Annotated in this window: 14 protein-coding genes and 4 pseudogenes; all 18 read right to left on the bottom strand. The window is 63.2% G+C overall.

Annotated elements, in window-relative coordinates; translation table 11 throughout:
• Nucleotide 1: 1 nt before the first annotated feature.
• The 18 genes and pseudogenes from rplC to ACSKB8_RS26780 all read right to left on the bottom strand — a co-directional run bounded on the left by rplC (nt 2) and on the right by ACSKB8_RS26780 (nt 25,781).
• Nucleotides 2-715: a 50S ribosomal protein L3 gene (gene rplC / locus ACSKB8_RS26865; RefSeq protein ID WP_025036993.1), complete on the bottom strand. Its 714-nt coding sequence runs from the start codon at nt 713-715 to the stop codon at nt 2-4.
• 98 nt (nt 716-813) lie between these two features.
• Nucleotides 814-1,122 (bottom strand): 30S ribosomal protein S10, encoded by a 309-nt coding sequence (gene rpsJ, locus ACSKB8_RS26860; protein ID WP_002712302.1) that lies wholly within the window; start codon nt 1,120-1,122, stop codon nt 814-816.
• Nucleotides 1,123-1,205: 83 nt separating this feature from the next.
• A pseudogene (gene tuf, locus ACSKB8_RS26855) lies at nt 1,206-2,397 on the bottom strand (elongation factor Tu).
• A gap of 40 nt (nt 2,398-2,437) precedes the next feature.
• A pseudogene (gene fusA, locus ACSKB8_RS26850) lies at nt 2,438-4,511 on the bottom strand (elongation factor G).
• Nucleotides 4,512-4,544: 33 nt separating this feature from the next.
• Nucleotides 4,545-5,015: a 30S ribosomal protein S7 gene (rpsG, locus tag ACSKB8_RS26845; RefSeq protein ID WP_008136420.1), complete on the bottom strand. Its 471-nt coding sequence runs from the start codon at nt 5,013-5,015 to the stop codon at nt 4,545-4,547.
• 15 nt (nt 5,016-5,030) lie between these two features.
• Nucleotides 5,031-5,402, bottom strand: coding sequence for a 30S ribosomal protein S12 (rpsL, locus tag ACSKB8_RS26840; protein WP_007603006.1), 372 nt, complete (start codon nt 5,400-5,402; stop codon nt 5,031-5,033).
• A 904-nt stretch (nt 5,403-6,306) separates the two neighbouring features.
• Complete coding sequence (locus ACSKB8_RS26835; RefSeq protein ID WP_438107507.1) at nt 6,307-8,325, bottom strand: ABC transporter ATP-binding protein; 2,019 nt, start codon at nt 8,323-8,325, stop codon at nt 6,307-6,309.
• Nucleotides 8,326-8,456: 131 nt separating this feature from the next.
• Nucleotides 8,457-10,517: an FAD-dependent oxidoreductase gene (locus ACSKB8_RS26830; RefSeq protein WP_438107505.1), complete on the bottom strand. Its 2,061-nt coding sequence runs from the start codon at nt 10,515-10,517 to the stop codon at nt 8,457-8,459.
• A 192-nt stretch (nt 10,518-10,709) separates the two neighbouring features.
• Nucleotides 10,710-14,908: pseudogene (gene rpoC / locus ACSKB8_RS26825) on the bottom strand (DNA-directed RNA polymerase subunit beta').
• Between the two features lie 129 nt (nt 14,909-15,037).
• A complete protein-coding gene (gene rpoB, locus ACSKB8_RS26820; protein ID WP_438107503.1) occupies nt 15,038-19,156 on the bottom strand; it encodes a DNA-directed RNA polymerase subunit beta in 4,119 nt (1,372 codons plus the stop codon).
• Nucleotides 19,157-19,641: 485 nt separating this feature from the next.
• Nucleotides 19,642-20,019, bottom strand: coding sequence for a 50S ribosomal protein L7/L12 (rplL, locus tag ACSKB8_RS26815; protein WP_091894765.1), 378 nt, complete (start codon nt 20,017-20,019; stop codon nt 19,642-19,644).
• 54 nt (nt 20,020-20,073) lie between these two features.
• Nucleotides 20,074-20,592 (bottom strand): 50S ribosomal protein L10, encoded by a 519-nt coding sequence (gene rplJ, locus ACSKB8_RS26810; protein WP_438107501.1) that lies wholly within the window; start codon nt 20,590-20,592, stop codon nt 20,074-20,076.
• Between the two features lie 581 nt (nt 20,593-21,173).
• Nucleotides 21,174-22,127 (bottom strand): 2-hydroxyacid dehydrogenase, encoded by a 954-nt coding sequence (locus ACSKB8_RS26805; protein ID WP_438107500.1) that lies wholly within the window; start codon nt 22,125-22,127, stop codon nt 21,174-21,176.
• A gap of 90 nt (nt 22,128-22,217) precedes the next feature.
• Nucleotides 22,218-22,910 carry a 50S ribosomal protein L1 gene (rplA, locus tag ACSKB8_RS26800; protein ID WP_018647230.1) on the bottom strand — a complete coding sequence of 231 codons (693 nt, stop codon included), beginning with the start codon at nt 22,908-22,910 and terminating at the stop codon, nt 22,218-22,220.
• A 6-nt stretch (nt 22,911-22,916) separates the two neighbouring features.
• The gene (gene rplK / locus ACSKB8_RS26795) at nt 22,917-23,345 is read right to left on the bottom strand and encodes a 50S ribosomal protein L11 (protein WP_006611824.1); all 429 of its coding nucleotides are present in this window, start codon (nt 23,343-23,345) and stop codon (nt 22,917-22,919) included.
• A gap of 129 nt (nt 23,346-23,474) precedes the next feature.
• Complete coding sequence (gene nusG, locus ACSKB8_RS26790) at nt 23,475-24,029, bottom strand: transcription termination/antitermination protein NusG (RefSeq protein WP_018647229.1); 555 nt, start codon at nt 24,027-24,029, stop codon at nt 23,475-23,477.
• Nucleotides 24,029-24,220 (bottom strand): preprotein translocase subunit SecE, encoded by a 192-nt coding sequence (gene secE / locus ACSKB8_RS26785; RefSeq protein WP_091894769.1) that lies wholly within the window; start codon nt 24,218-24,220, stop codon nt 24,029-24,031. Before secE ends, nusG begins: the two co-directional genes overlap by 1 nt.
• Before the next feature lie 375 nt (nt 24,221-24,595).
• A pseudogene (locus ACSKB8_RS26780) lies at nt 24,596-25,781 on the bottom strand (methyltransferase domain-containing protein).
• Nucleotides 25,782-25,830: the final 49 nt, after the last annotated feature.

Raw genomic sequence — 25,830 nt, 5'->3', positions numbered from 1 at the left:
CTCACGCCTCCTGCGCAGCCGGAGCGGCTTCCGCGTCGCCAGCAACCTTGAACTTGCCGGGCTTCGGAGCTTCCTTCGGCAGCGGCTTCTTGACGGCGTCGCGCACGCGGATCCAGCCGCCCTTGGAGCCGGGAACGGCGCCTTCGACGAGGATCAGGCCGCGCTCGACATCGGTCTGGACGACACGAAGATTGAGCGTGGTGATGCGATCGACACCCATGTGGCCGGGCATCTTCTTGTTCTTCCAGGTCTTGCCGGGGTCCTGACGGCCACCGGTCGAACCGATCGAGCGGTGCGAGATCGACACACCGTGCGTGGCGCGCAGACCGCCGAAGTTCCAGCGCTTCATACCGCCCGCAAAGCCCTTACCGACCGAGGTGCCGGTGACGTCGACGAACTGGCCGACGACGAAGTGATCGGCCTGGATCTCGGCGCCGACCGGGATCATGGCATCCGCGGTGACGCGGAATTCCTCGACCCGACGCTTCGGCTCGACCTTGGCGACGGCGAACTGACCGCGCTCGGCCTTGGGCATGTAAACGGTCTTGCGGCTGCCAGAACCGAGCTGGAGCGCGACGTAACCGTTCTTCTCTTCGGTGCGGTGGCCTACGACCTGGCAATTGCCGAGCTTCAGCACGGTCACGGGGATATGTTCGCCGGCCTCCGTGAAGACCCGCGTCATCCCGACCTTTTGTGCGATCACTCCGGAGCGCATCGGCTTGCTTCCTGTTCTTTCTGTCCTTGCGGACTAGCTAATCTTCGTTGTGAGCAAGACCCGGTCCGAAAACCGTTGCCCACTTTTCGGGGTCTTGCTCAGAGCTTGATCTCGACGTCGACACCGGCAGCCAGATCGAGCTTCATCAAAGCATCGACGGTCTGCGGGGTCGGATCGACGATGTCGAGCAGGCGCTTGTGAGTGCGCATCTCGAACTGTTCGCGGCTCTTCTTGTCGACGTGGGGCGAACGGTTGACGGTGAACTTCTCGATGCGGGTGGGCAGCGGAATGGGTCCGCGGACCTGCGCGCCGGTGCGCTTCGCCGTGTTCACGATCTCACGGGTCGACGTATCGAGGATACGATGGTCGAACGCCTTGAGACGGATACGAATATTTTGGCCGTTCATTGCCGTGCTTTCTTTAGTGAGTGGCGAGTAGCGAGTAGCGAATAGAAATCCCTATTCGCCACTCACCATTCCCTATTCGCTTGTTACTCGATGATCGAGGCGACGACGCCGGCGCCGACGGTGCGGCCGCCTTCGCGGATCGCGAAGCGGAGCTTCTCTTCCATCGCGATCGGCACGATCAGGTGCACTTCCATCGCGATGTTGTCGCCCGGCATCACCATCTCGGTGCCTTCCGGCAGGTGCACGACACCGGTCACGTCGGTGGTGCGGAAGTAGAACTGCGGACGGTAGTTGGTGAAGAACGGGGTGTGGCGACCGCCCTCTTCCTTGGTGAGGATGTAGGCCTCGGCCTTGAACTTGGTGTGCGGCTTGACCGAACCCGGCTTGGCCAGAACCTGACCGCGCTCGACGTCCTCACGCTTGGTACCGCGGAGCAGCGCGCCGATGTTGTCGCCGGCCTGGCCCTGATCGAGCAGCTTGCGGAACATTTCGACGCCGGTGACGGTGGTCTTCTGGGTCGCACGCAGACCGACGATCTCGATTTCCTCGCCGACCTTGACGACGCCGCGCTCGACACGGCCGGTCACGACGGTGCCGCGGCCCGAGATCGAGAACACGTCTTCAACCGGCATCAGGAACGGCTGGTCGATCGGACGCTCCGGCTGCGGGATGTACTCGTCGACGTTGCGCATCAGCTCGAGGATGGCGTCGTGGCCGAGCTTCTTGTCCGAAATCTTCGAGAGCGGCGAGCGCCGAACCCTTGATGATCGGGATCTTGTCGCCGGGGAATTCGTACTTCGAGAGCAGCTCGCGGACTTCGAGCTCGACGAGCTCGAGCAGCTCCGGATCGTCGACCATGTCGCACTTGTTGAGGAACACGACCAGCGCGGGCACGCCGACCTGGCGGGCGAGCAGGATGTGCTCGCGGGTCTGCGGCATCGGGCCGTCAGCGGCCGACACGACCAGGATCGCACCGTCCATCTGCGCGGCGCCGGTGATCATGTTCTTGACGTAGTCGGCGTGGCCGGGGCAGTCGACGTGGGCGTAGTGGCGGTTCGTGGTCTCGTACTCGACGTGGGCGGTCGAGATGGTGATGCCGCGAGCCTTCTCTTCCGGCGCCTTGTCGATCTGATCGTACGCGGTGAACGTCGCGCCGCCGGTCTCGGCGAGGATCTTGGTGATCGCCGCGGTCAGCGACGTCTTGCCATGGTCCACGTGACCGATGGTGCCGATGTTGCAGTGCGGCTTGGTACGTTCAAACTTTGCTTTGGCCATTTGACTCTCCGTTCAATCGTCAGCTTGAGACCGACGACAATCAGGCAAACTTCTTCTGGACTTCTGCCGACACGTTGGCCGGCGCTTCTGCGTAGTGATCGAACTGCATGGTGAAGGTCGCGCGACCCTGGCTCATCGAGCGCAGATTGTTCACGTAACCGAACATGTTCATGAGCGGCACCATCGCGTTGATGACGTTGGCGTTGCCGCGCATGTCCTGACCCTGGATCTGACCGCGCCGGGAGTTCAGGTCGCCGATGACCGAGCCGGTGTAGTCTTCCGGGGTCACCACTTCGACCTTCATGATCGGCTCGAGCAGGACGGACTTGCCCATCTGGAGCGCTTCGCGGAAGCAGGCGCGCGAGGCGATTTCGAAGGCGAGCGCCGACGAGTCGACGTCGTGATACTTACCGTCGACGAGCTGCACCTTGACGTCGACCACGGGGAAGCCCGCGACCACGCCGGACGACAGCACGCTCTCGAGGCCCTTCTCGACGCCGGGGATGTATTCCTTCGGCACCGCGCCGCCGACGATCTTCGATTCGAACTCGTAGCCCTTGCCGGCTTCGTTCGGCTCGACGATGAACGACACCGCCGCGAACTGGCCGGTACCGCCGGTCTGCTTCTTGTGCGTGTAGCTGTGCTCCACGCGCTTGGTGACGCGCTCACGGAAGGCCACCTGCGGCGCACCGATGTTGGCGTCGACCTTGTAGGTGCGCTTGAGGATGTCGACCTTGATGTCGAGATGGAGTTCGCCCATGCCCTTGAGGATGGTCTGGCCGAACTCGTGGTCGGTCGACACGCGGAAGGACGGATCCTCCGCAGCGAGCTTGGCCAGCGCCACGCCCAGCTTCTCCTGGTCGGCCTTGGACTTCGGCTCGATCGCGATCTCGATGACCGGCTCGGGGAATTCCATCTTCTCCAGGATCACCTGCTTGTCGGGATCGCACAGCGTGTCGCCGGTGCGCGCTTCCTTCAGGCCGGCCAGCGCGACGATGTCGCCGGCATAGGCTTCCTTGATGTCTTCGCGGTTGTTCGCATGCATCAGCAGCATGCGCCCGATGCGCTCCTTCTTCTCGCGGGTCGAGTTCACGACGCCGGTGCCGCTCTGCAGAACGCCGGAGTAAATGCGGCAGAAGGTGATGGTGCCGACGAACGGATCGTCCATGATCTTGAACGCGAGCAGCGCCAGCGGCTCTTTGTCGTCCGCCTTGCGCACGACTTCGTTACCCTTGTCGTCGGTGCCCTTGATCGCGGGCACATCGAGCGGCGACGGCAGATAGTCGACGACGGCGTCGAGCAGCGGCTGCACGCCCTTGTTCTTGAAGGCCGAACCGCACAGCACGGGATAGAACGCACCGGTCAGCACCGCCTTGCGGATCAGGCGCTTGAGGGTCGCCTCGTCCGGCTCCTTGCCGTCGAGATAGGCGGCCATGGCGTCATCGTCGAGCTCGACGGCGGCTTCCACCATCTTCTCGCGGTATTCCTTGGCCTGGTCGACCAGGTCTTCCGGAATGTCGACATAGTCGAACTTCGCGCCGAGCGCTTCATCGTTCCAGACGACGCCCTTCATCTTCACGAGATCGACGAGACCCTTGAAGTTGTTCTCGGCACCGATCGGAAGCTGGATCGCGACGGGCTTGGCGCCCAGACGGTCAACGATGTCGGACAGGCACTTGAAGAAGTCCGCACCGATCTTGTCCATCTTGTTGGCGAAGACGATGCGCGGAACCTTGTACTTGTCACCCTGGCGCCAGACGGTCTCGGTCTGGGGCTCGACGCCCTGGTTCGAGTTCGAGCACGCAGACGGCGCCGTCGAGCACGCGCAGCGAACGCTCGACTTCGATGGTGAAGTCGACGTGGCCGGGAGTGTCGATGATGTTCAGGCGCTTGCCGGCCCAGAAGGCGGTGGTCGCAGCCGAGGTGATCGTGATGCCACGCTCCTGCTCCTGCTCCATCCAGTCCATCGTCGCGGCACCTTCGTGCACCTCGCCGATCTTGTGGCTCTTGCCGGTGTAGTAGAGGATGCGCTCGGTCGTCGTCGTCTTGCCGGCGTCGATATGCGCCATGATACCGAAGTTACGGTAGTCCTCGATGGCATGTTGGCGGGGCATGGGGTGTTCCTTGCGAGTCCGTTTGTTTCGCCGTTACCAGCGATAGTGCGAGAAGGCGCGGTTGGCTTCCGCCATCCGGTGCACGTCTTCACGCTTCTTGACGGCGTTCCCACGGTTGTTCGACGCATCCAGCAGCTCAGCCGAGAGCCGCTCGGTCATGGTCTTCTCGTTGCGCTCGCGCGCGGCCGAGATCAGCCAGCGGATGCCCAGCGCCTGACGGCGGGTCGAGCGAACCTCGACCGGAACCTGGTAGGTCGCGCCGCCGACGCGGCGGGAGCGAACCTCGATCGTCGGCATGACGTTCTCGAGCGCCTGCTCGAACACGCCAAGCGGGTTCTGCTTGGTCTTGGATTCGATGATGCCGAACGCACCGTAGACGATACCTTCCGCGACCGACTTCTTGCCGGCGTACATCACCGAGTTCATGAACTTCGTGACGATGATGTTCCCGAACTTCGGATCGGGAAGAACTTCGCGCTTTTCCGCTGAGTGGCGACGAGACATTGAGCTGGTTCCCGCTTACTTCGGACGCTTCGCGCCGTACTTCGAACGACGCTGCTTACGGTTCTTGACGCCCTGGGTATCCAGAACGCCGCGGAGGATGTGGTAGCGCACGCCGGGCAAGTCCTTGACGCGGCCGCCACGGATCATGACCACCGAGTGCTCCTGGAGGTTATGACCCTCGCCGGGGATGTAGCCGATCACCTCGAAGCCGTTGGTCAAGCGCACCTTGGCGACCTTACGAAGCGCCGAGTTCGGCTTCTTCGGGGTCGTGGTGTAGACGCGAGTGCAAACACCACGCTTCTGCGGCGACTGCTGCAGCGCCGGCACCTTCTTGCGCGACTTCTGCACTTCCCGCGGTTGAGCGATCAGCTGGTTGATCGTCGGCATCCTGGCCTTACCCTTTTGTTCTGCCGCGGCCCCTTCCGGGCCCGCTGTCTTGGCGCGGCCCGTTGCCGGGACCGCAAATTCTTTCGAGCCACCCGCCCGACGGGGCCGCCCTGCGCAGATCAATCCGCGCAAAGCGAAATTGCGCCAACCGCTCCATCAACGAGCGGAAAGCGCTTCGACGCCACAGAGGACCGCAGTAGTTAGACCGATCAGCACAATGCCGCGGCCCGCGCACTGAGGTCATGCATCCGAGTTCGATCTCATGAGAACGTGCTCAAGAGAACTAAAATCGCACTGGCATTGCCTAGCTATGATCGACAGCGTTTGAGCGGCATTCGTCGAGGTTGGTGCCCGCCTTTACGACCCTTGTGGATCTAGTCCTTGGGGATCAAACGGGTGGCCCGTTCCGACGCTGGCGATGCTCACCGCCTGTCGTTAAGTGAGGCGCTTTCTATAAGTGAGAATCGGTCAAGTCAAGGTGAAACGACAGTCACAAAGCGCTTCAGCGCCTGCAAAAATAGCCTCTTGGCCGCCTCCCCGCGCCTGCCTGACATGGGAATGAAGCGCTTGGTTTGCCAGATCCGAAGGCAATTACACCCGGGTGAAATGTAGTTTTATTATCAAAACTGAGCGCTTTTTCCTGCCCATGCACAAATCCGCTGGCTGGCGGCGGTTTTCCAGCTTCCCTGGCGTGCCGCGATGCCGGGTCTCGCGGGGATTTCGGCAGTACTGGTCGACCCGTGACGGGCCGATGCGCCCAAGCCAAATATCGAAAAAGTCCGCGGCTTGGCGTCGGCCGAACGCCTTGCGTCAGGGAATCACTGAGTCGGTGCTGGGCCGCGCATACTTGGGCGACGAGACATGGATCGGACACGGCGTTCTGTGCGCAGCCGAACGCCCTCGGTCACTCCTCCCCGTCGTCCTCATCATCCTCGAGGTCTTCATCCTCGTCATCATCGTCGCTGTCGTCGTCGGCGTGAGCCGCCGCGCCATGGGGCTGGTAAATCTGATCGTTCCACAGCTTGCGATAGGTGCCGTTCCTGGCGAGCAGCTCCGCATGGGAGCCGCGCTCGATCGCCTTGCCACCTGAAATCACGATGATCTCGTCCATCTCGACCACCGAGGCCAGGCGGTGGGTCGACCAGATCATGGTGCGGCCCTTGGCGACCTTCAGCAGCGTGCGGTTGATCGCGGCTTCCGTGGTCTGGTCGAGCGCCGAGGTGGCTTCGTCCAGCAGCAGCACGGACGGGTTACGGATGATTGCGCGCGCGATCGCGATGCGCTGGCGCTGGCCGCCTGAGAGCGTTTCGCCGCGCTCGCCGACCGGCGTGTCGTATCGCTGCGGCAGACCCATGATGTAGCGGTGGATCTCGGCCTTCTTGGCCGCCTCCTCCACCTCTTCGTCGGTCGCGCCCTCCTTGCCGAGCCGGATGTTCTCGCGGATCGACATGTTGAACAGCATGTTCTCCTGGAACACCACCGCCATGCTCCGGCGCAGCGAATCCAGCGTCACCTTGCGGACGTCGACACCATCGATGGTGACGCGACCTTCGTCGGGCACGTAGAGCCGCAGGATCAGATTGAGCAGCGTGCTCTTGCCGGAGCCTGACGGTCCCACGATGGCGATGCGCTTGCCGGCCTTGAGCTTGAGGCTGAGATTGTCCAGCACCGGCGTCTGGCTACCTTCGTATTGGAACGTCACGCGGTCGAAGGTGATGTCGTTGGTGATGCGCGGCAGGTCGGGCGCGCCGGGGCGATCGGCACCGCGCGTCGGCTCGTCGAGCAGCTCCTGGATGTGCCGGATCGCAGCGGCCGAGGAGATCGACACCGGGATGAAATGCATCACATGGGCGATATTGTAGGAAACCTCCCAGAACGCGCTCTCGAAGGTGACGAAGGTGCCGATGGTGATCTGGCCCTTGGTTGCCAGATATGCACCGATCGCGAGCACGACCAGGTGCAGGAGCAGCACCGAGATGGTGACCGTCCGCTCCACCATGGTCGACAGGAACGCGGCCGAGGCGATCTTGTTGCGCGTCTCGTCGTTGCGGAAGGTGAAGAAGCCGAACATCTTGCGCTGCAGGCTGAACGCCTTGATCACGGCCTGGGCCGCCACGTTCTCCTGCACCATGCCGAGCAGCGCGCTCTCGTTGAGCTTCTGCTCGTAATTGGCCTGCACCGCCTTCGGGGTGAGGATGCGTGGGCCGATCAGCGTGATCGGGAACACCAGCAGCGCGACCACCGCGAGCTGCCAGTTCAGGAACACCATCAGGATGATGCCGGCGATCAGTTCCAGAAACGGCAGCGCTGCGCTGTTGGCAAAGCTCTTGACCGAGCCTTCGAAGGCCGAAAGATCGACGGAAAAGCGCGACAGGATCTCGCCGCGCTTGGTGCGGCCGAAATAGGCCGCCGGCAGATCCTGGACATGCTCGAACAGGCGTTTGCGCACGTCGGAAATGATGCAGGCAGCGAGCCGCGCGTCCCAGCGCTCGTACCAGACCGCCACGATCGAGGTGAAGATGCCGGCGGCCGCGAGCACGCCGAGGATCTTGTAAAGAGCCTGGAAGTCCTCCTCGCCGAGCGCGTCGTCGATCAGGTACTTCAGGCTGAGCGGCATGATGACGTTGAACAGCGTCTCGACGCAGACGCCGAACGCAACGAATGACAACATCCGCTTGTAGTTGGTCAGATAGGGCCTGACGAACCCGACGATGGTGGCGAGCGCGCCGGCGGCCTCGCGCGCGGTAAAGACGACGAGGTCCTCGTCCTCATCCTCGTCATCGAGCTCCAGCTCGTCCTCGCCCTGGTTGTCCTCCTCGTCTTCGAGTTCCGGCTTCGCGGTGGCGGCGAGCTTGTCGTCGAGCTCGGCCGCCTCTTCCGCGGCGAGCTTCTGTTTGTCGGGCGAGAGGGGCTTGGACGCCATGAAACCAACCGATGCTGACGGCCGGCATGACCGCAGAGAAAGCAGGAATAGCGGCTGCCGCTATTGCACCGATTCTATGCCATCAAGTTGAATTCGGCAAAGCAATTGGCGAAGGCGCCCGACGTCTTGGGCTAGTCGTCGTCCTCGTCCTCGACCTTGTCGAAGAAGGAATAGCGCAAGCTGTCAGCGTCGGCGTACCACTGGCCCGGCCCCTTGCTCGCGGCGAGCGTCGCCTCCCAGAGCGCATCGGTGCAGTCCTTGCGGTGCATCGACAGATCGAAGCCGTTGCCGAAGAACAGTTCGGACCATTCCCACCAGGTGCCGAGCTTCTTGACCCCGCGCAGCAGGTCGTAGCGGTCGATCAGTGCCGGCGCCATGTCCGACGTGATCGAGCCGAACACGAGGCCGGTCTTGACCACACGATTCAGCTCGCGGATCGCGCGGACCACCTGCTTCGGTGAAACGTGGCAGAGGCTGGTCTCGAACACGAAGTCGAACGCATCGTCCTTGAACGGCATGTCGGTGATCGAGCCGAGCTTGTTGTACTTCTTCAGCGCCTTCGGCGTTTTGGCGTGGATGGCGCGGTTGTTCTCGATTCCCCATGCATCGATGCCGCGATCGCGCAGCGCACCGACCAGCTCGCCGCTGGCAGAGCCCGCGACCAGCAGCTTGGCGCCCTTCGCCTCGCCCCAGACGATGCCGATCAGCCTCGTGAGATAATCGGGATCGGTGAAGTGGCGCCACGCCTCGTCATAGGGACCAAGGCCGCGATAGTTCTCGAAATAATCGCGGTCGATCTTGTCGGAGAGCGGCTTGTCCTCCTGCGCGCGCTCGCGCCGCAGGCGCATCATCTCGGTCAGGATGATGTCAGTCGCCGCGTCCGAGGAGTCGAGCAGACCATTCAGCGTCGAGTCGAATAGGTAGTCGCCGACGACCACGATGCCGGGATGCTGCTTCGGCTCGGGCCGGTGATTGGTCATGACGTCGCGCACCGGCAGACCGCCCGGCAGCGCGTTCACCGACGACAGCCAGCGGTGGATCTTGCCTTCCACAAAATGCAAACGCGCATCGCCGAGCGATGCCGGCAGCGATTTTAGCGCCGCATCGATCAGCTCCTGGTCCGACAGATTGGCGAAGGCCAGCGCGTCGGAGCCGGGAATGAGCCAGTTCAAGACGCCGTGCTTGCCGACGTCGTGGCGCGCGCCCTCGTTGTAGACGCAGCAGCCCCCGAAGGCCTCCGACATGAACCAGGCGCCGGGAATCTTCTCGCCCCAGAACGGCGTGTCGAACAGGATCGAGACGCGCAGGTAGTGCGCCGGGCGGTCGAAGTATGAGACGTGCTTGACCATCGACTTGCGCAGCTGCTCCCCTTCCCAGCCGACGGTCGCGAGCCAGGAATGCGGCAGGCACATCAGCACGAGATCGAAGTCGCGCGTCTCCGGCCCCTTGCCGTTCATCATCTTGAGCTGATAACGGCCAGTCGGCGCCTTGCCGACGGCAAGCACCCGGTGATTGAGCTGGATGTCGGCATTGACCTCTGACTGCAGGCACTCGATCAGCTGCTCGTTGCCGTTCTGGATGGAATAGAGGCCGATATAGCCGTCGACGTCCATCAGATAGTTCTTGAGCGCATTGAGGCCGTTGGTGTTGTGGCTCTCGGTCGCGATGTCCGAGCGCGCCATGACCTTGAAGAAACGCTTTGCCGTCTCGTCCTCGACCTCCTCATCGAGCACCTGCTCGGCGGTCTTGTAGGCCCAGGGGTTCTCGTTGTCGTGCGCGCCGACGCCTTCGTAATACTCGATCGGCGACATCACCTCGGTGCAGCGCTTGCGGAACGCCTCGATCGCGGCCGCGGTCTTGGCGCCGTATTTGCGGCGCATGCCAGCGACGTCGTTGAGGAGCTCGCCGCCGAACTGCACCTGCTCGGCATCCATCGGAATGGTCTGAAGCCCGAAATGCTGGATCAGCTCGCGCAGCGGATCGGGCCCGGTCATCGAGTAGTCGTAGATCTCGGCAACGCCAGCCTCGTACATCGCGGGCGCGGAATCGAATTTGCGCGTGACGATCTTGCCGCCGAGCCGGTCGGACGCCTCGAAGATGGTGACGCGGCAGAGGTCGCCGAGCTTGCGCTTAAGATACCAGGCGCTCATCAGCCCGCCGGGGCCGCCGCCTACGATTGCGAGATCAAGCATGTGAGTTCCGTGGTCTCCGGCCCTGCCCCCGTCACGGGACCACCGGTCTAAGCTCTCCTAGCAGAAGCGCTTTTGCGGCTGAAGGAAAGATGAACAAAGGCTGATCCCGCATAGCAGCAAACACAGAAAGCAGCAAAAAGGCCGGCAAAAGCCGGCCTTTTCATTGTCCTCGGTATTCTTACGGATGAACCATCATTCCGCCGGCGGCAGCGCCATCGGCTCCGCTTCCGGCGCGGGCGACACGACGGCCGCCTGCTTCTCGCGCTCGTCCAGGATCAGCTTGTTCGCGCTTCATGGCGACTTCGCGGATCTTGGCCATGGAGGCGCCGGTGCCCGCCGGGATCAGCCGGCCGACGATGACGTTCTCCTTGAGGCCTTCGAGCGGATCGATCTTGCCGTTGACCGCCGCTTCCGTGAGGACGCGGGTGGTCTCCTGGAACGAGGCCGCCGAGAAGAACGAGCGGGTCTGAAGGCTCGCCTTGGTGATGCCGAGCAGAACCGGCGTCCCCGTGGCGGGCTTCTTGCCCTCTTCCTTGGCCTTCTCGTTCAGCGCGTTCGAACTCGATCTTGTCGACCTGCTCGCCGGAGATCATGTCCGTGTCGCCCTGGTCGGTGACTTCCACCTTCTGGAGCATCTGACGGACAATCACCTCGATGTGCTTGTCGTTGATGAGCACGCCCTGGAGCCGGTAGACCTCCTGGATTTCGTTGACCAGGTAAGCCGCAAGCTCCTCGATGCCCTTCACCGCAAGAATGTCGTGCGGCGCCGGGTTGCCTTCCACGATGAAGTCGCCCTTTTCCACGACGTCGCCGTCCTGAAGGTGGATGTGCTTGCCCTTCGGGATCAGGTACTCGCGCGGCTCCTCGGTCTTGTCCATCGGCTCGATCGAGATGCGACGCTTGTTCTTGTAGTCGCGTCCGAACCGGATGGTGCCCGCGATTTCGGCGATGATCGCCGCATCCTTCGGACGCCGTGCCTCGAACAGTTCCGCCACCCGCGGCAGACCGCCGGTGATGTCACGCGTCTTGGCGCTTTCGGTCGAGACACGGGCGAGGATGTCGCCCGGATTGACCTTGGCTCCGACGTCGACCGAGAGAATGGCGTCGACCGACAGCATGTAGCGGGCATCGCCGCCACGGGGGAGCTTGAGCACCTTGCCGTCCTTGCCCTTGACCACGATGGCCGGACGCAGGTCCGAGCCGCCGCGGGTCGAGCGCCAGTCGATAACCACGCGCTTGGCGATACCGGTGGCCTCGTCGAGCGTTTCCGAGATCGATTGCCCCTCGACCAGATCCTCGAAGCCGATCGTACCTTCGACTTCGGTGAGGAGCGGACGGGTATAGGGATCCCACTCGACGACGCGCTGGCCGCGCTTGACCATGTCGCCTTCGTCCACGTGCAGGCGCGAGCCGTACTGGACACGGTGCGTCGCACGCTCGGTGCCGTCGGCATCGACGATCGCCACCACCATGTTGCGCACCATCGCGATCAGATGACCTTCGCTGTTGCGGGCGATGGCCTTGTTCCTGATCACGATCTTGCCGTCGAAGTTGGCTTCGACGAAGGACTGCTCGTTGAGCTGCGCCGCACCGCCGATGTGGAAGGTGCGCATGGTCAGCTGGGTGCCCGGCTCACCGATCGACTGCGCCGCGATGACGCCGACGGCTTCACCGTGGTTGACCGGCGTGCCGCGGGCGAGGTCGCGGCCGTAGCACTTGCCGCAGATGCCGTTGACGAGCTCGCAAGTCAGCGCCGAGCGGATCTTCACCTCCTGCACACCACCCTGCTGGATGGCGTCCAGATGGCTCTCTTCCATCAGCGTGTTGCGCTTGATGATCACCTTGCCCGAGCTGTCACGGATGTCTTCGCAGGCCGTGCGTCCGAGGATGCGCGAGCCGAGCGAAGCCACCACGGTGCCGGCGTCGACGATGGCGCGCATCTTGATGCCGAGCTTGGTGCCGCAGTCACTCTGCGTGATGATGCAGTCCTGCGCCACGTCGACGAGACGACGGGTCAGGTAGCCCGAGTTCGCAGTCTTCAACGCGGTGTCCGCGAGGCCCTTGCGGGCGCCGTGGGTCGAGTTGAAGTACTCGAGCACCGAGAGGCCTTCCTTGAAGTTCGAGATGATCGGCGTCTCGATGATCTCACCCGACGGCTTGGCCATCAGGCCGCGCATGCCGGCGAGCTGGCGCATCTGGGCCGGCGAACCGCGGGCACCGGAGTGAGCCATCATGTAGATCGAGTTGATGTCGGCATCGGCCCCGCTCGCCGTCTTCTTGGTGGCGGAGATCTCCTTCATCATCGCCTTGGCGATTTCTTCCGTGGCCTTCGACCAGGCGTCGACGACCTTGTTGTACTTCTCGCCATGGGTGATCAGGCCGTTGTTGTACTGCTGCTCGAAATCCTTCGCCAACGTACGGGTGGTATCGACGATCTTCCACTTGCCGTGCGGCACGACCATGTCGTCCTTGCCGAACGAGATGCCGGCCTTGAACGCGTTGTAGAAGCCGAGCGCCATGATGCGGTCGCAGAAGATCACCGTCTCCTTCTGGCCGCAGTGACGGTAGACCTGGTCGATCACGCCCGAGATCTCGCGCTTGGTCATCAGCTTGTTGATGATCTCGTACGAGATGCGCGGGTTCTTCGGCAGCAGATTGCCGAGCATGACGCGGCCGGCGGTGGTCTCGATCCAGCGCTTGGAGACCTTGCCGGTCTCGTCCATGCCTTCCCACCGGTACTTGATCTTGGTGTGGAGGTGGATGACCTTCGCATGCAGGGCGTGCTCGAGCTCGGCCATGTCACCGAACACCTTGCCCTCGCCGGGCAGGCCTTCGCGCATGATCGAGACGTAGTAGAGACCGAGCACGATGTCCTGCGACGGCACGATGATCGGCTGACCGTTCGCCGGATGCAGGATGTTGTTGGTCGACATCATCAGGACGCGCGCTTCCAGCTGCGCTTCGAGTGACAGCGGAACGTGCACGGCCATCTGGTCGCCGTCGAAGTCGGCGTTGAACGCGGAGCAGACCAGCGGGTGCAGCTGGATCGCCTTGCCCTCGATCAACACAGGCTCGAACGCCTGGATGCCGAGGCGGTGCAGCGTCGGTGCGCGGTTGAGCAGCACCGGATGCTCGCGGATGACCTCGTCCAGGATGTCCCAGACCTCGGGCCGCTCCTTCTCGACCAGCTTCTTGGCCTGCTTCACGGTGGTGGACAGGCCCTTGGCGTCAAGCCGCGAGTAGATGAACGGCTTGAACAGCTCGAGCGCCATCTTCTTCGGCAGGCCGCATTGATGCAGGCGCAGCTCGGGACCGACCACGATCACCGAACGGCCCGAATAGTCGACGCGCTTGCCGAGCAGGTTCTGACGGAAGCGACCCTGCTTGCCCTTGAGCATGTCGGCGAGCGACTTCAGCGGGCGCTTGTTGGCGCCGGTGATGACGCGGCCGCGGCGGCCGTTGTCGAACAGCGCATCGACCGCTTCCTGAAGCATGCGCTTCTCGTTGCGGATGATGATGTCGGGCGCGCGCAGCTCCATCAGCCGCTTCAAGCGATTGTTGCGGTTGATGACGCGGCGGTAGAGGTCGTTGAGGTCCGAGGTCGCGAAGCGGCCGCCGTCCAGCGGCACCAGCGGACGCAGGTCCGGCGGGATCACCGGGACCACGGTCATGATCATCCATTCCGGCTTGTTGCCGGAGTGGCGGAACGCTTCCACGATCTTCAGGCGCTTGGCGAGCTTCTTGTGCTTGATGTCGGAGTCGGTCTCCTGCATCTCGACGCGCAAGGAGGCCTCGAGCTTCTCGAGGTCCATGCCCTTGAGCAGCTCGCGGATCGCTTCCGCGCCGATCATGGCGGTGAAGGAATCCTGGCCGTACTCGTCCTGCGCCTTCAGATACTCGTCTTCCGACAGGAGCTGACGGTCCTTCAGCGCGGTGAGGCCCGGCTCCAGCACGACGTAGTATTCGAAATAGAGGATCCGCTCGAGATCCTTCAGCGTCATGTCCAGCAGGAGGCCGATGCGCGAGGGCAGCGACTTCAGGAACCAGATGTGGGCGACGGGGGCTGCGAGCTCGATGTGGCCCATGCGCTCGCGCCGGACGCGCGACAGCGTGACCTCGACCGAGCACTTCTCGCAGATGATGCCCTTGTACTTCATGCGCTTGTACTTGCCGCACAAGCACTCGTAGTCCTTGATCGGCCCGAAGATGCGGGCGCAGAACAGGCCGTCGCGCTCCGGCTTGAAGGTACGGTAGTTGATGGTCTCCGGCTTCTTGATCTCGCCGTAGGACCAGGACAGAATCTTTTCTGGAGACGCGATCGAGATCCGGATCTGGTCGAAGACCTGAGCCGGCGTCGTCGGATTGAAGAGATTCATAATTTCTTGGTTCATCGTCTTCTCCTCGCGTGCCGGTCGCCTCCGGCCGCAAATTCGAAAATCACTTAGCGGGGCGCCCTGCCCCTCAAGGCCTCAGGCGGGGCGCCAACGCCCGGCCGCGAAGGCCGGGCATGACAGGTCGAATTACTCGGCCGCTTCCGACGTCGGCGCCGGTCCCATCTTGGAGTTGTGCAGGTCGACGTTGAGGCCGAGCGAGCGCATTTCCTTGACCAGCACGTTGAAGGATTCCGGAATACCGGCCTCGAACGTGTCGTCGCCGCGCACGATTGCCTCGTACACCTTGGTGCGGCCGGCGACGTCGTCCGACTTCACCGTCAGCATCTCCTGGAGCGTGTACGCCGCGCCGTAAGCCTCGAGCGCCCACACCTCCATTTCGCCGAAGCGCTGGCCGCCGAACTGCGCCTTGCCGCCCAGCGGCTGCTGGGTGACGAGCGAGTACGGACCGATCGAACGCGCGTGGATCTTGTCGTCGACGAGATGGTGCAGCTTGAGCATGTAGATGTAGCCCACCGTCACCTTGCGATCGAACGGATCGCCGGTGCGGCCGTCATAGACGGTCGACTGACCCGAAGCGTCGAGACCGGCGAGCTTCAGCATCTCCTCGATGTCGGCTTCCTTGGCGCCGTCGAACACCGGCGTCGCGATCGGCACGCCGCGGCTCAAGTTGTGGCCGAGCTCGATCAGTTCGTTGTCGTTGAGCGACTTGATCGTCTCGTCCTCGCCGTAGACCTTCTTCAAGGTTTCCTTCAGCGGCTTGATGTCCTGCTTCGACAGGTAAGCATCGACCGTCTGGCCGATACGCTTGCCAAGGCCGGCGCAGGCCCAGCCGAGATGGGTCTCGAGGATCTGTCCGACGTTCATGCGCGAGGGCACGCCCAGCGGATTGAGCACGATGTCGGCATGCGTGCCGTCTTCGAGGAACGGCATGTCCTCGATCGGCACGATCTTCGACACCACACCCTTGTTGCCGTGGCGGCCGGCCATCTTGTCGCCGGGCTGGATCTTGCGCTTCACCGCGACGAAGACCTTGACCATCTTCATCACGCCGGGCGGCAATTCGTCACCGCGCTGAAGCTTCTCGACCTTGTCGAGGAAGCGCTGTTCCAGCCCCTTCTTCGACTCGTCGTACTGCTTCCGCATGGCCTCGATCTCGGCCATCAGCTTGTTGTTGGGCGAGGCGAACAGCCACCACTGCGACTTCGGGTACTCCTCGAGCACCGCACGGGTGATCTTGGTGTCCTTCTTGAAGCCCTTCGGACCGGCAATGCCCTGCCGTCCCTCGAGCAGCTCGGCAAGACGGTTGTAGACGTTGCGGTCGAGGATCGCCTGCTCGTCGTCGCGGTCCTTGGCCAGACGCTCGATCTCTTCCCGCTCGATCGCCAGCGCACGCTCGTCCTTGTCGACGCCGTGACGGTTGAACACGCGCACTTCGACGATGGTGCCCTGTACGCCCGGAGGAACGCGCAGCGAAGTGTCGCGAACGTCGGAGGCCTTCTCGCCGAAGATGGCGCGCAGGAGCTTCTCTTCCGGCGTCATCGGGCTTTCGCCCTTCGGCGTGATCTTGCCGACCAGGATGTTGCCGGCGCGCACTTCCGCACCGATGTAGACGATACCGGCTTCGTCGAGGTTCTTCAGCGCTTCTTCCGAGACGTTCGGAATGTCGCGGGTGATTTCCTCGGGTCCGAGCTTGGTGTCGCGGGCCATCACCTCGAACTCCTCGATGTGGATCGAGGTGAAGACGTCTTCCTTCACGATCCGCTCGGAGAGCAGGATCGAGTCTTCGAAGTTGTAGCCGTTCCACGGCATGAACGCGACCAGCACGTTGCGGCCGAGCGCGAGCTCGCCGAGATCGGTCGAGGGACCGTCGGCGATGATGTCGCCCTTCTTGACGATGTCGCCGACCTTCACCAGCGGACGCTGGTTGATGCAGGTCGACTGGTTGGAACGCTGGTACTTCATCAGCCGGTAGATATCGACGCCCGACTTGGTCGGATCGAGATCTTCGGTGGCGCGGATGACGACGCGGGTCGCGTCGATCTGGTCGATCACGCCGGAACGGCGCGCCGCGATCGCAGCACCCGAGTCACGCGCGACCACGCCTTCCATGCCGGTGCCGACGAACGGCGCCTCGGCGCGAACCAGCGGCACCGCCTGGCGCTGCATGTTCGAGCCCATCAGCGCGCGGTTGGCGTCGTCGTTCTCGAGGAACGGGATCAGCGCCGCGGCCACCGAAACGAGCTGCTTCGGCGACACGTCCATGTAGTCGACCTTGTCCGGCGTAACCGGCAAGACTTCGCCGGCGTGACGGCAGACCACGAGGTCTTCGGTGAAGCGGCCCTTCGGGTCGAGCGGCACGTTGGCCTGCGCGACCGTGTAGCGGCCCTCCTCCATCGCCGAGAGGTACACGACCTCGTCGGTGACGCGGCCGTCCTTGACCTTGCGGTACGGCGTCTCGACGAAGCCGTACTTGTTCACGCGCGCGAAGGTCGCGAGCGAGTTGATCAGGCCGATGTTCGGACCTTCCGGCGTCTCGATCGGGCAGATGCGGCCGTAATGCGTCGGATGCACGTCGCGCACTTCGAAGCCGGCGCGCTCGCGGGTCAGACCGCCCGGTCCGAGCGCCGAGAGGCGCCGCTTGTGGGTGATCTCGCTGAGCGGGTTGGTCTGGTCCATGAACTGCGAGAGCTGCGAGGAGCCGAAGAACTCGCGCACGGCGGCAGCCGCCGGCTTGGCGTTGATCAGGTCCTGCGGCATCACCGTGTCGATGTCGACCGAGGACATGCGCTCCTTGATCGCACGCTCCATGCGCAGGAGGCCAATGCGGTACTGGTTCTCCATGAGCTCGCCGACCGAACGCACACGGCGGTTGCCGAGATGGTCGATGTCGTCGATCTCGCCCTTGCCGTCGCGCAGGTCCACCAGCGTCTTGATGACGGAGAGGATGTCTTCCTTGCGCAGCGTGCGCTGGGTATCGGGCGCATCGAGGTCGAGGCGCATGTTCATCTTGACGCGGCCGACCGCGGAGAGGTCGTAGCGCTCGGCGTCGAAGAACAGCGACTGGAACATGGCCTGCGCCGATTCCAGCGTCGGCGGCTCGCCCGGACGCATGACGCGGTAGATGTCGAACAGCGCGTCCTCACGCGTCATGTTCTTGTCGGCTGAGAGCGTGTTGCGGATGTAGGGGCCGACATTGACGTGGTCGATGTCGAGCAGCGGCAGCTCCTTGTAGCCCTGCTCGTTGAGCGCCTTCATCAGCTTGTCGGTGATTTCCTCACCGGCTTCAGCATGGATCTCGCCCGTCTTCGGGTTGACGAGGTCCTCGGCGACGTAGTTGCCGACCAGCTCCTCATCGGCCATGCGCAGCGCCTTCAGCCCCTTCTCCTGGAGCTGGCGGGCGGCACGGACGGTGAGCTTCTTGCCGGCCTCGAGCACCACCTTGCCGGTATCGGCGTCGATCAAATCGTTGACGGTCGAATAGCCGCGGAAGCGGTTGGCGTCGAACGGAACGCGCCAGCCTTCCTTGGTCCGCTTGTAGAGGATCCTCTTATAGAACGTGGACAGGATCGCCTCGCCGTCGAGGCCGAGCGCGAACATCAGCGACGTCACCGGAATCTTGCGGCGACGGTCGATACGCGCATAGACGATGTCCTTGGCGTCGAACTCGATGTCGAGCCAGGAGCCGCGATACGGGATCACGCGAGCGGCGAACAGCAGCTTGCCCGAGGAATGGGTCTTGCCCTTGTCGTGATCGAAGAACACGCCGGGCGAACGGTGCATCTGCGAGACGATGACGCGCTCGGTGCCGTTGACGATGAAGGTGCCGTTCATCGTCATGAGCGGGATGTCGCCCATGTAGACGTCCTGCTCCTTGATGTCCTTCACCGACTTCGCGCCGGTTTCCTCGTCGATATCGAACACGATGAGGCGCAGCGTCACCTTGAGGGGAGCCGCGAAGGTCATGCCGCGCTGGCGGCACTCGTCGACGTCGTATTTCGGCTGCTCGAACTCGTAGCGGACGAATTCCAGCATCGAGGTGCCCGAGAAGTCGGAGATCGGAAACACCGAGCGGAACACCGCCTGCAGACCCTCGTCGAGACGGCCACCCTGGGGCTCGTCGACCATCAGGAACTGGTCATAGGACGCCTTCTGAACCTCGATGAGGTTCGGCATCTCGGCGACTTCCTTGATGTGTCCGAAAAACTTGCGAACGCGTTTGCGACCGGTGAATGTCTGCTGCGCCATCGTGGCCTCTCATTTCGTCGCCCGCTCTGGGCGCGCCGTCCGGAACGCGGCTGCCACCGCTCCCCGGGTTGAATTTTTCGAACCCGTCTTGGGGGCCGGAAGCTCAGTTTCAGGCGGGAATGTCCTGATCTGTTCTTCAGACCTTCAAAACGCAAAACGACGCGCGGGGCGCAGAAGCGCGCCCGCCCGTCACAACGATCGTCTTCACGGACTGCAAAAGCCCGAAATAGCCTGCTCTCCCAACGGCTTACAGGGAAATCCGGCCTCCCTGCCCACCGCGCTTTCGTGCTGCCGACCCGATATGGGGCGACAATAATGGAGATTCGAGGGGTAAACCCTCAAATCCCCACACTTTTTCGTGTTCGGCCTGCGTCGGGACGTTCCGTCGCACGCCTTTTGCATCCGGCCCACCCCTTCGATGAGGGGCGGACCAAGATCCCGGGTCGCGCCGATGCTCGCCCGGGACCTCGCCAGTAAGCTTCCGCTTACTTGAGCTCGACCTTGGCGCCAGCCTTCTCGATCTGCGCCTTGATCTTCTCGGCTTCTTCCTTGTTCACGCCTTCCTTCAGCGGCTTCGGAGCACCCTCGACGAGGTCCTTTGCTTCCTTCAGGCCGAGACCGGTGATGGCGCGGACCTCCTTGATGACCTCGATCTTCTTGTCGCCGGCGCTGGCGAGAACGACCGTGAACTCGGTCTTCTCTTCAGCCGGAGCGGCAGCGCCGCCGCCAGCAGCCGGGCCGGCCACGGCGACAGCCGCGGCAGCCGAAACGCCCCACTTCTCTTCGAGGAGCTTCGCGAGTTCGGCAGCTTCGAGCACGGTGAGGCTCGAGAGGTCGTCAACGATCTTCTGCAAGTCAGCCATTGTTCAGTTTCCTTACGTGTAAGTCTGGTTCGGGTTTGAGTTTTGCGAAGGGCATCAGGCCGCTTCGCCCTTTGAGGCATGAGCCTGGATGACGCGCGCGAGCTTGCCCGCGGGCGCGTTGGCGAGCTGAGCGAGCTTGGTCGCCGGGGCCACGATGAGGCCGACGATCTTGCCGCGCAGTTCGTCAAGCGACGGCAGTGAGGCAAGCGCCTTCACCCCGTCGACATTCAGGACGGTCTTGCCCATCGAGCCGCCGACGATGACGAACTTTTCGTTCGCCTTGGCGAATTCGATGGCGACCTTCGGCGCCGCTACCGGATCGTTGGAAGTCGCGATCACGGTCGGCCCCTTCAGCATGGGGCCAATGGCAACGACGTCAGTGCCTTCAAGAGCAATTTTGGCGAGACGGTTCTTCGAGACCTTCACCGAGGCGCCAGCCTGCTTCATCTGCATGCGCAGCTTCTGCATCTGGGCAACGGTGAGGCCGGAATATTGAGCAACGATCGCGACGCCCGTGGTCTTGAAGACCTCGTTGAGCTGTTCGACCGCTTCCTTTTTTGCCGCTCGTTCCACAGCAAGCTCTCTCCGGTTGGCGGCCATCGCGAGAAGCGGGACCGCCGGGTTGCACCCATCGCCCCGCCCAAACCTGAACCTCCGGGCCAAAACCCATCGGACACGCCGGGCAAGACGACAATTCAAGCCTGCCCTCCGGGAGCCCATAAGGCCCACGGCGTGTCGAGGTCCGAACCAGACCCGTTTCGCGAAGCCAGCCCTTGAAGCTGGGTGCGAAGTGAAATCCGGTCTTCACCCGTCTATGCAGGCCATGCGATTAAGCCGTTGAGAAATCGAAATTCCCCGCGGGCGCCTGCAGTCTTGGACAGGACAAGGTCAGCCGGCGAACCGCCCGACCTCTGCCCGCATTCCACCAAGTGACGAGGTTTCCTTCCTTTTCCGGGCAAATCCTTGCGGACGTCCTGGAAAGGAATGATCTCCTGCTGCATCGGTTTTCGGAATGCGTGCACGAACGCGCCAGCCGAGGCCGGCACGTCCGGAAGCCGTTCTTTAACCGCTCGGAGCCGGCTTGCCAAGAGCAAAATTCACACCAGTTCCAATCCGTTGCCGGCCGGGCCTAAGGCGGGCCAACAAGGGCCGATTCAGGCCGATTTGACCGCGTAAGGCAGCGGCTTGCCCCCGAAGAATGCGGTGAGGTTCGCCAGGACGCAATTTTGCATGGCGACGTGCGATTCGAGGGTGTGGCCGCCGATATGCGGGGCGAGCACCACATTGGGGAGCGCGGTCAGCGCGTCGGGCGCGTGCGGTTCTCTATCGTAGACGTCGAGGCCGGCGCCGGCGATGGTCTTGTCGGTAAGCGCGGCGACCAGGGCCTTCTCGTCGACGACCGAGCCGCGGGAGATGTTGACGACATAGCCGTCCGCGCCGAGACGCCTGAGGATATCGGCGTTGACGACGTGCTGGGTCTCGGCCCCTGCCCGAACCGCGATCATCAGCACGCTGCACCAGTCGGCGAGCGCTTCCAGCGTCGGGAAATATTGATAAGGCAGATCGTATCTGGTGCGGCTGAAATAGCCGATCTCGCTTTCGAACGCCGCGCAGCGCGCCGCAATCTTGCGGCCGATCTCACCCATGCCGTAGATACCGATCCGGCGGCCGGGCATGCCCGCCTGTGGCCGCATCATCGGCGAGGGTTTTGACGCCGCCCAATCGCCGCTGCGGACATATTGGTCGGCAACCAGGATCCGCCGCGTCGTCGCCAGCATCAGGGTCATCGCGATGTCGGCCACCGAGGCCGCGTTGGCACCCGGACTGTGGCCGACCGCGATGTTGCGTAAGGCGGCCGCCTTCAAGTCGACGCCGTCATAGCCGGTGCCGTAGCAGACGATGGCGCCAAGCTTCGGAAACAGGTCCATCGCGTCGGGCCCCAGCGGCGTGCCGCCTGAGGTGAGCATCGCGCGGATGCCGCCGAGTTCATCCGCCGAAAACACCTCACGCGCGGGTTTGCCACCGGTGTCGAGCAACTCGAACCGTTCGGCGAATCGCACCATCATCGTCTTGGGAAAGCGGGAGTAGATCAGGACCTTGTCAGCCATTGTTCTTGTTTCCGGTGAACGCGGTCACAAACGACGAGGGGCGGAATCGGTTGCCCAATTCCGCCCCTCGCCTCATGCAATTTGCAAACCTTAGCCGAGGATGGTGCCCGGCTCGACCTTCACGCCGGGGCCCATCGTCGAGGACACCGCCACGCGCTGGATGTAGGTGCCCTTGGAGCCGGCCGGCTTGGCCTTGGAGACGGCGTCTGCCAGGGCCTTGATGTTCTCGACCAGCTTCTCCTCGGAGAACGAGGCCTTGCCGACGCCGGCCTGCAGGATGCCGGCCTTCTCGACGCGGAACTCGACCGAGCCGCCCTTGGCACCCTTCACCGCGCCGGTGACATCCATGGTCACGGTGCCGATCTTCGGGTTCGGCATCAGGCCGCGCGGGCCGAGCACCTTACCCAACCGGCCGACCAGCGGCATCATGTCGGGGGTGGCGATGCAGCGGTCGAAATCGATCGAGCCGTTCTGCACCTTCTCGACCAGATCCTCGGCACCGACGACGTCGGCACCCGCAGCCTTGGCCTCATCGGCCTTGGCGCCACGGGCGAACACGCCGACGCGGAGCGTACGGCCGGTGCCATTCGGCAGGGTCACGACGCCGCGGACCATCTGGTCGGCGTGACGCGGATCGACGCCGAGATTGATCGCGACCTCGATGGTCTCGTCGAACTTCGCTTTCGCGCGCTCCTTAACCATCTTGATGGCGTCCGCGAGCGGGTAAAGCTTTTCGCGGTCAATGCCTTCGCGGGCTTTGTTCAAACGCTTTCCGATTGCCATGACCGCTTACCCCGCAACTTCCAGACCCATCGAACGGGCGGAGCCCTCGACCATCTTCATGGCCGATTCGATGCTGTCGCAATTCAAGTCCTTCATCTTCTTCTCGGCGATCTCGCGCACCTGCGCCTTGGTCACCTTGCCGGCCTTGTCACGGCCCGGCGCCTTCGAGCCGGACTGGATCTTGGCAGCCTGCTTGAGGAAGAACGACATCGGGGGGGTCTTCATCTCGAAGGTGAACGAACGATCGGCGTAGATCGTGATCACCACGGGAATCGGAGTGTTCTTCTCTTCCTTCTGGGTCTGGGCGTTGAACGCCTTGCAGAACTCCATGATGTTGAGACCGCGCTGACCGAGCGCGGGACCGATCGGGGGCGAGGGATTCGCCGCACCGGCCGGGACCTGAAGCTTCAGGTATCCGGTCACTTTCTTTGCCATGTATCACTCCTGTTGTGCCGGCATGGCCGGCGGTTTCAGGTTCGTGGTCTGGGTCGGATGCGGCTGGCAACCGCCCTCTCCCTCCCACGGCCTCTTGCTGCGCAAGACCGAAGTCTCGCGCGTACTCGGTCAGACCTTCTCGACCTGACCGAATTCCAGTTCGACCGGCGTGGCGCGGCCGAAGATCGACACCGCGACCTTCACGCGCGAGCGCGCCTCGTCGATTTCCTCGACAACACCCGAGAACGAGGCGAATGGGCCGTCGGCCACGCGCACGTTCTCGCCGATCTCGAACGAGACCGACGCCTTCGGCCGTTCCACGCCCTCCTGCACCTGGTGCAGGATGCGCATGGCCTCGGCTTCCGAGATCGGCATCGGCTTGTTTTCAGCGCCGAGGAAGCCCGTCACTTTCGGCGTGTTCTTGATCAGATGGAACGCCTCGTCGGTCAGCTTCATCTTCACCAGCACATAGCCGGGGAAAAACTTGCGCTCGGCGTCGATCTTGCGGCCGCGGCGCACTTCCGTGACCTTCTCGGTCGGCACCAGCACCAGCTCGAACAGCTCCTCGAGCCCGCGTTGCTTGGCCTGCTCGCGGATCGATTCGGCGACCTTCTTCTCGAAGTTCGAATAGGCGTGGACGATGTACCAGCGCTTGTCAGACACTTGAGCGGTTGCTGTTGCCATCAGTGAATGCCCAGAAGGAAAGTGATGAGGTAACGGATGATCTGGTCGGAGGCGAAGAAGAAGATCGAGGCCACGGCGACCATGACGAACACCATGATGGTGGTGATGGTGGTCTCACGACGGGTCGGCCAGGTGACCTTGGCGGTCTCCGAGCGCACTTCCTGCAAGAACTTGAACGGGCTGACTGCCATCGTTTGATGTCCAACGTCCGTCGCAAGACGGCTACTGATTTCGAAGGGATCCGAACAGCCGCCTTTGGCCCAGCCCTCGTCTGAAGGATGAGCCGGAAACCGGGCTCGATTGTTCGGGGATTTCAAAGCCGCGCCGGAAATCCGCGTCTAACGGGCCGGCTGCGAGTGCGGGGTAGATACTGCGGATGGGGCCAAAGGTCAAGATATTGGGATGGCTCGCGCGGCGAGCCAGCGTCCCGGGCAGCCGTGTAGAGCCCAAGGTGGATCAAGGACTTATCCACCCCTCCCTGCGAGCCGAAATCCAGGCTTCGAGCCGGTAGCCGCGACGCTAGGGAGGCACTCGCCTCCAAGCGGCCCCTGACCGGCCTCGCCGGATCAGTCGGCCCGGTCGACCATGGAAATCCCCGGCAGCGGCACCACGAATTTTCCGCCCTCGGCGAAATAACGGGCATGCTTGGACCGGATCGGGTCGACGTAACGCCAGGCGAAGACGACGACGAACGCCGGCTTGCGCTCATACAGCGCCGCAGGCGGCAGGATCGGGATGTCGTAACCCGGTCCGGCCATCACGTTCCCCTTCTTGGGATCGTCGTCCACCAGGAAATCGATCTTGTTCTCCAGGCCGAACTGCGGCAGCAGCGTCGTGGTGCCAACCGAAACGCCGTAGCCGGCGACCAGCTGACCGCGCGCATGGGCGGCATCAGCCATCGCAACCAGCTCGTCGCAGATGGCCGCGATTCTCTACATAGGGCGCGTAGTAGGCCGGCTGATCGACGCCGAGCCGATCTTCCTCGGCGATGAACCGCGCGACCTCCGCCGACGGCTTCTTGGCACCGCCGGCGCGCTGCACCGTCACCCGGATCGAGCCGCCCTTGGTCCAGATGTGCTGGACGTCGATCACTTCCATGCCGAGCCGGGCGAAGAAGCGCGTCAGCGGCTTGATGTTAAAATACGACAGATGCTCATGATAGACGGTGTCGAGCAGGTTCTTCTCGGTGACGTCGACGCCATATTGCGTTTCGAAGACGAACAATCCGTCCGGCGCGAGCACGTCGCGAACCCCGATCACCAGCGGATCGAGATTGTCGACATTGGCGATCATGTTGTTGGCGATCACGACGCTCGCCGCGCCATGGCTCTTCAGGATGCGGTGCCCGACGGCGTCAGTGAAGAAATCGCCGATGGTTTCGATGCCGGCCTCGGTCGCGCGCCGCGCAATCTCGACGGCGGGATCAACGCCCAGCACACGCATGCCACGCTCCTTGAAGAAGCCGAGCAGCGACCCGTCGTTGCTGCCGAGTTCGACGACGAGTGAACCCGGCGCGACGCCGAAGCGGCTGACGACATCGTTGGCATAGCCTGCGAAATGCTCCCGCAGGCCGAGCGACAGCGAGGTGGTGTAGACGTAGTTGCGGTACTGGATCTCCGGATTGCCGACATGGAGAATCTGGAGGTGGCCGCAATCCCTGCACAGATGCAGCGCCATCGGTACCGCGGCCCGGAAGACGGGATCGTCGACGCTGGCGTTCGGCACCTGGAAGTTCGGCGTGCCAATGGGCATGCCTGCCATCGGGACGACCAGCTCCTGCTTGTCCGAATGACAGAGGCGG

Origin of the sequence: Bradyrhizobium sp. BR 1432, assembly GCF_051547705.1 — a bacterium.
In the GTDB taxonomy this organism is placed as follows: Bacteria; Pseudomonadota; Alphaproteobacteria; order Rhizobiales; family Xanthobacteraceae; genus Bradyrhizobium; species Bradyrhizobium zhanjiangense.
Note: the sequence above shows the minus strand (reverse complement) of the source record. Positions and strands in the feature narration are given on the sequence as shown.

Coding starts and splice junctions, on each gene's coding strand:
- rpsG (WP_008136420.1), bottom strand. CDS start 5,015: ATGTCTCGTCGCCACTCAGCGGAAAAGCGCGAAGTTCTTCCCGATCCG.
- secE (WP_091894769.1), bottom strand. CDS start 24,220: ATGGCAGTCAGCCCGTTCAAGTTCTTGCAGGAAGTGCGCTCGGAGACC.
- rplA (WP_018647230.1), bottom strand. CDS start 22,910: ATGGCAATCGGAAAGCGTTTGAACAAAGCCCGCGAAGGCATTGACCGC.
- nusG (WP_018647229.1), bottom strand. CDS start 24,029: ATGGCAACAGCAACCGCTCAAGTGTCTGACAAGCGCTGGTACATCGTC.
- rplL (WP_091894765.1), bottom strand. CDS start 20,019: ATGGCTGACTTGCAGAAGATCGTTGACGACCTCTCGAGCCTCACCGTG.
- rplK (WP_006611824.1), bottom strand. CDS start 23,345: ATGGCAAAGAAAGTGACCGGATACCTGAAGCTTCAGGTCCCGGCCGGT.
- rpoB (WP_438107503.1), bottom strand. CDS start 19,156: ATGGCGCAGCAGACATTCACCGGTCGCAAACGCGTTCGCAAGTTTTTC.
- rpsL (WP_007603006.1), bottom strand. CDS start 5,402: ATGCCGACGATCAACCAGCTGATCGCTCAACCGCGGGAAGTGCAGAAG.
- rpsJ (WP_002712302.1), bottom strand. CDS start 1,122: ATGAACGGCCAAAATATTCGTATCCGTCTCAAGGCGTTCGACCATCGT.
- rplC (WP_025036993.1), bottom strand. CDS start 715: ATGCGCTCCGGAGTGATCGCACAAAAGGTCGGGATGACGCGGGTCTTC.
- ACSKB8_RS26830 (WP_438107505.1), bottom strand. CDS start 10,517: ATGCTTGATCTCGCAATCGTAGGCGGCGGCCCCGGCGGGCTGATGAGC.
- ACSKB8_RS26805 (WP_438107500.1), bottom strand. CDS start 22,127: ATGGCTGACAAGGTCCTGATCTACTCCCGCTTTCCCAAGACGATGATG.
- ACSKB8_RS26835 (WP_438107507.1), bottom strand. CDS start 8,325: ATGGCGTCCAAGCCCCTCTCGCCCGACAAACAGAAGCTCGCCGCGGAA.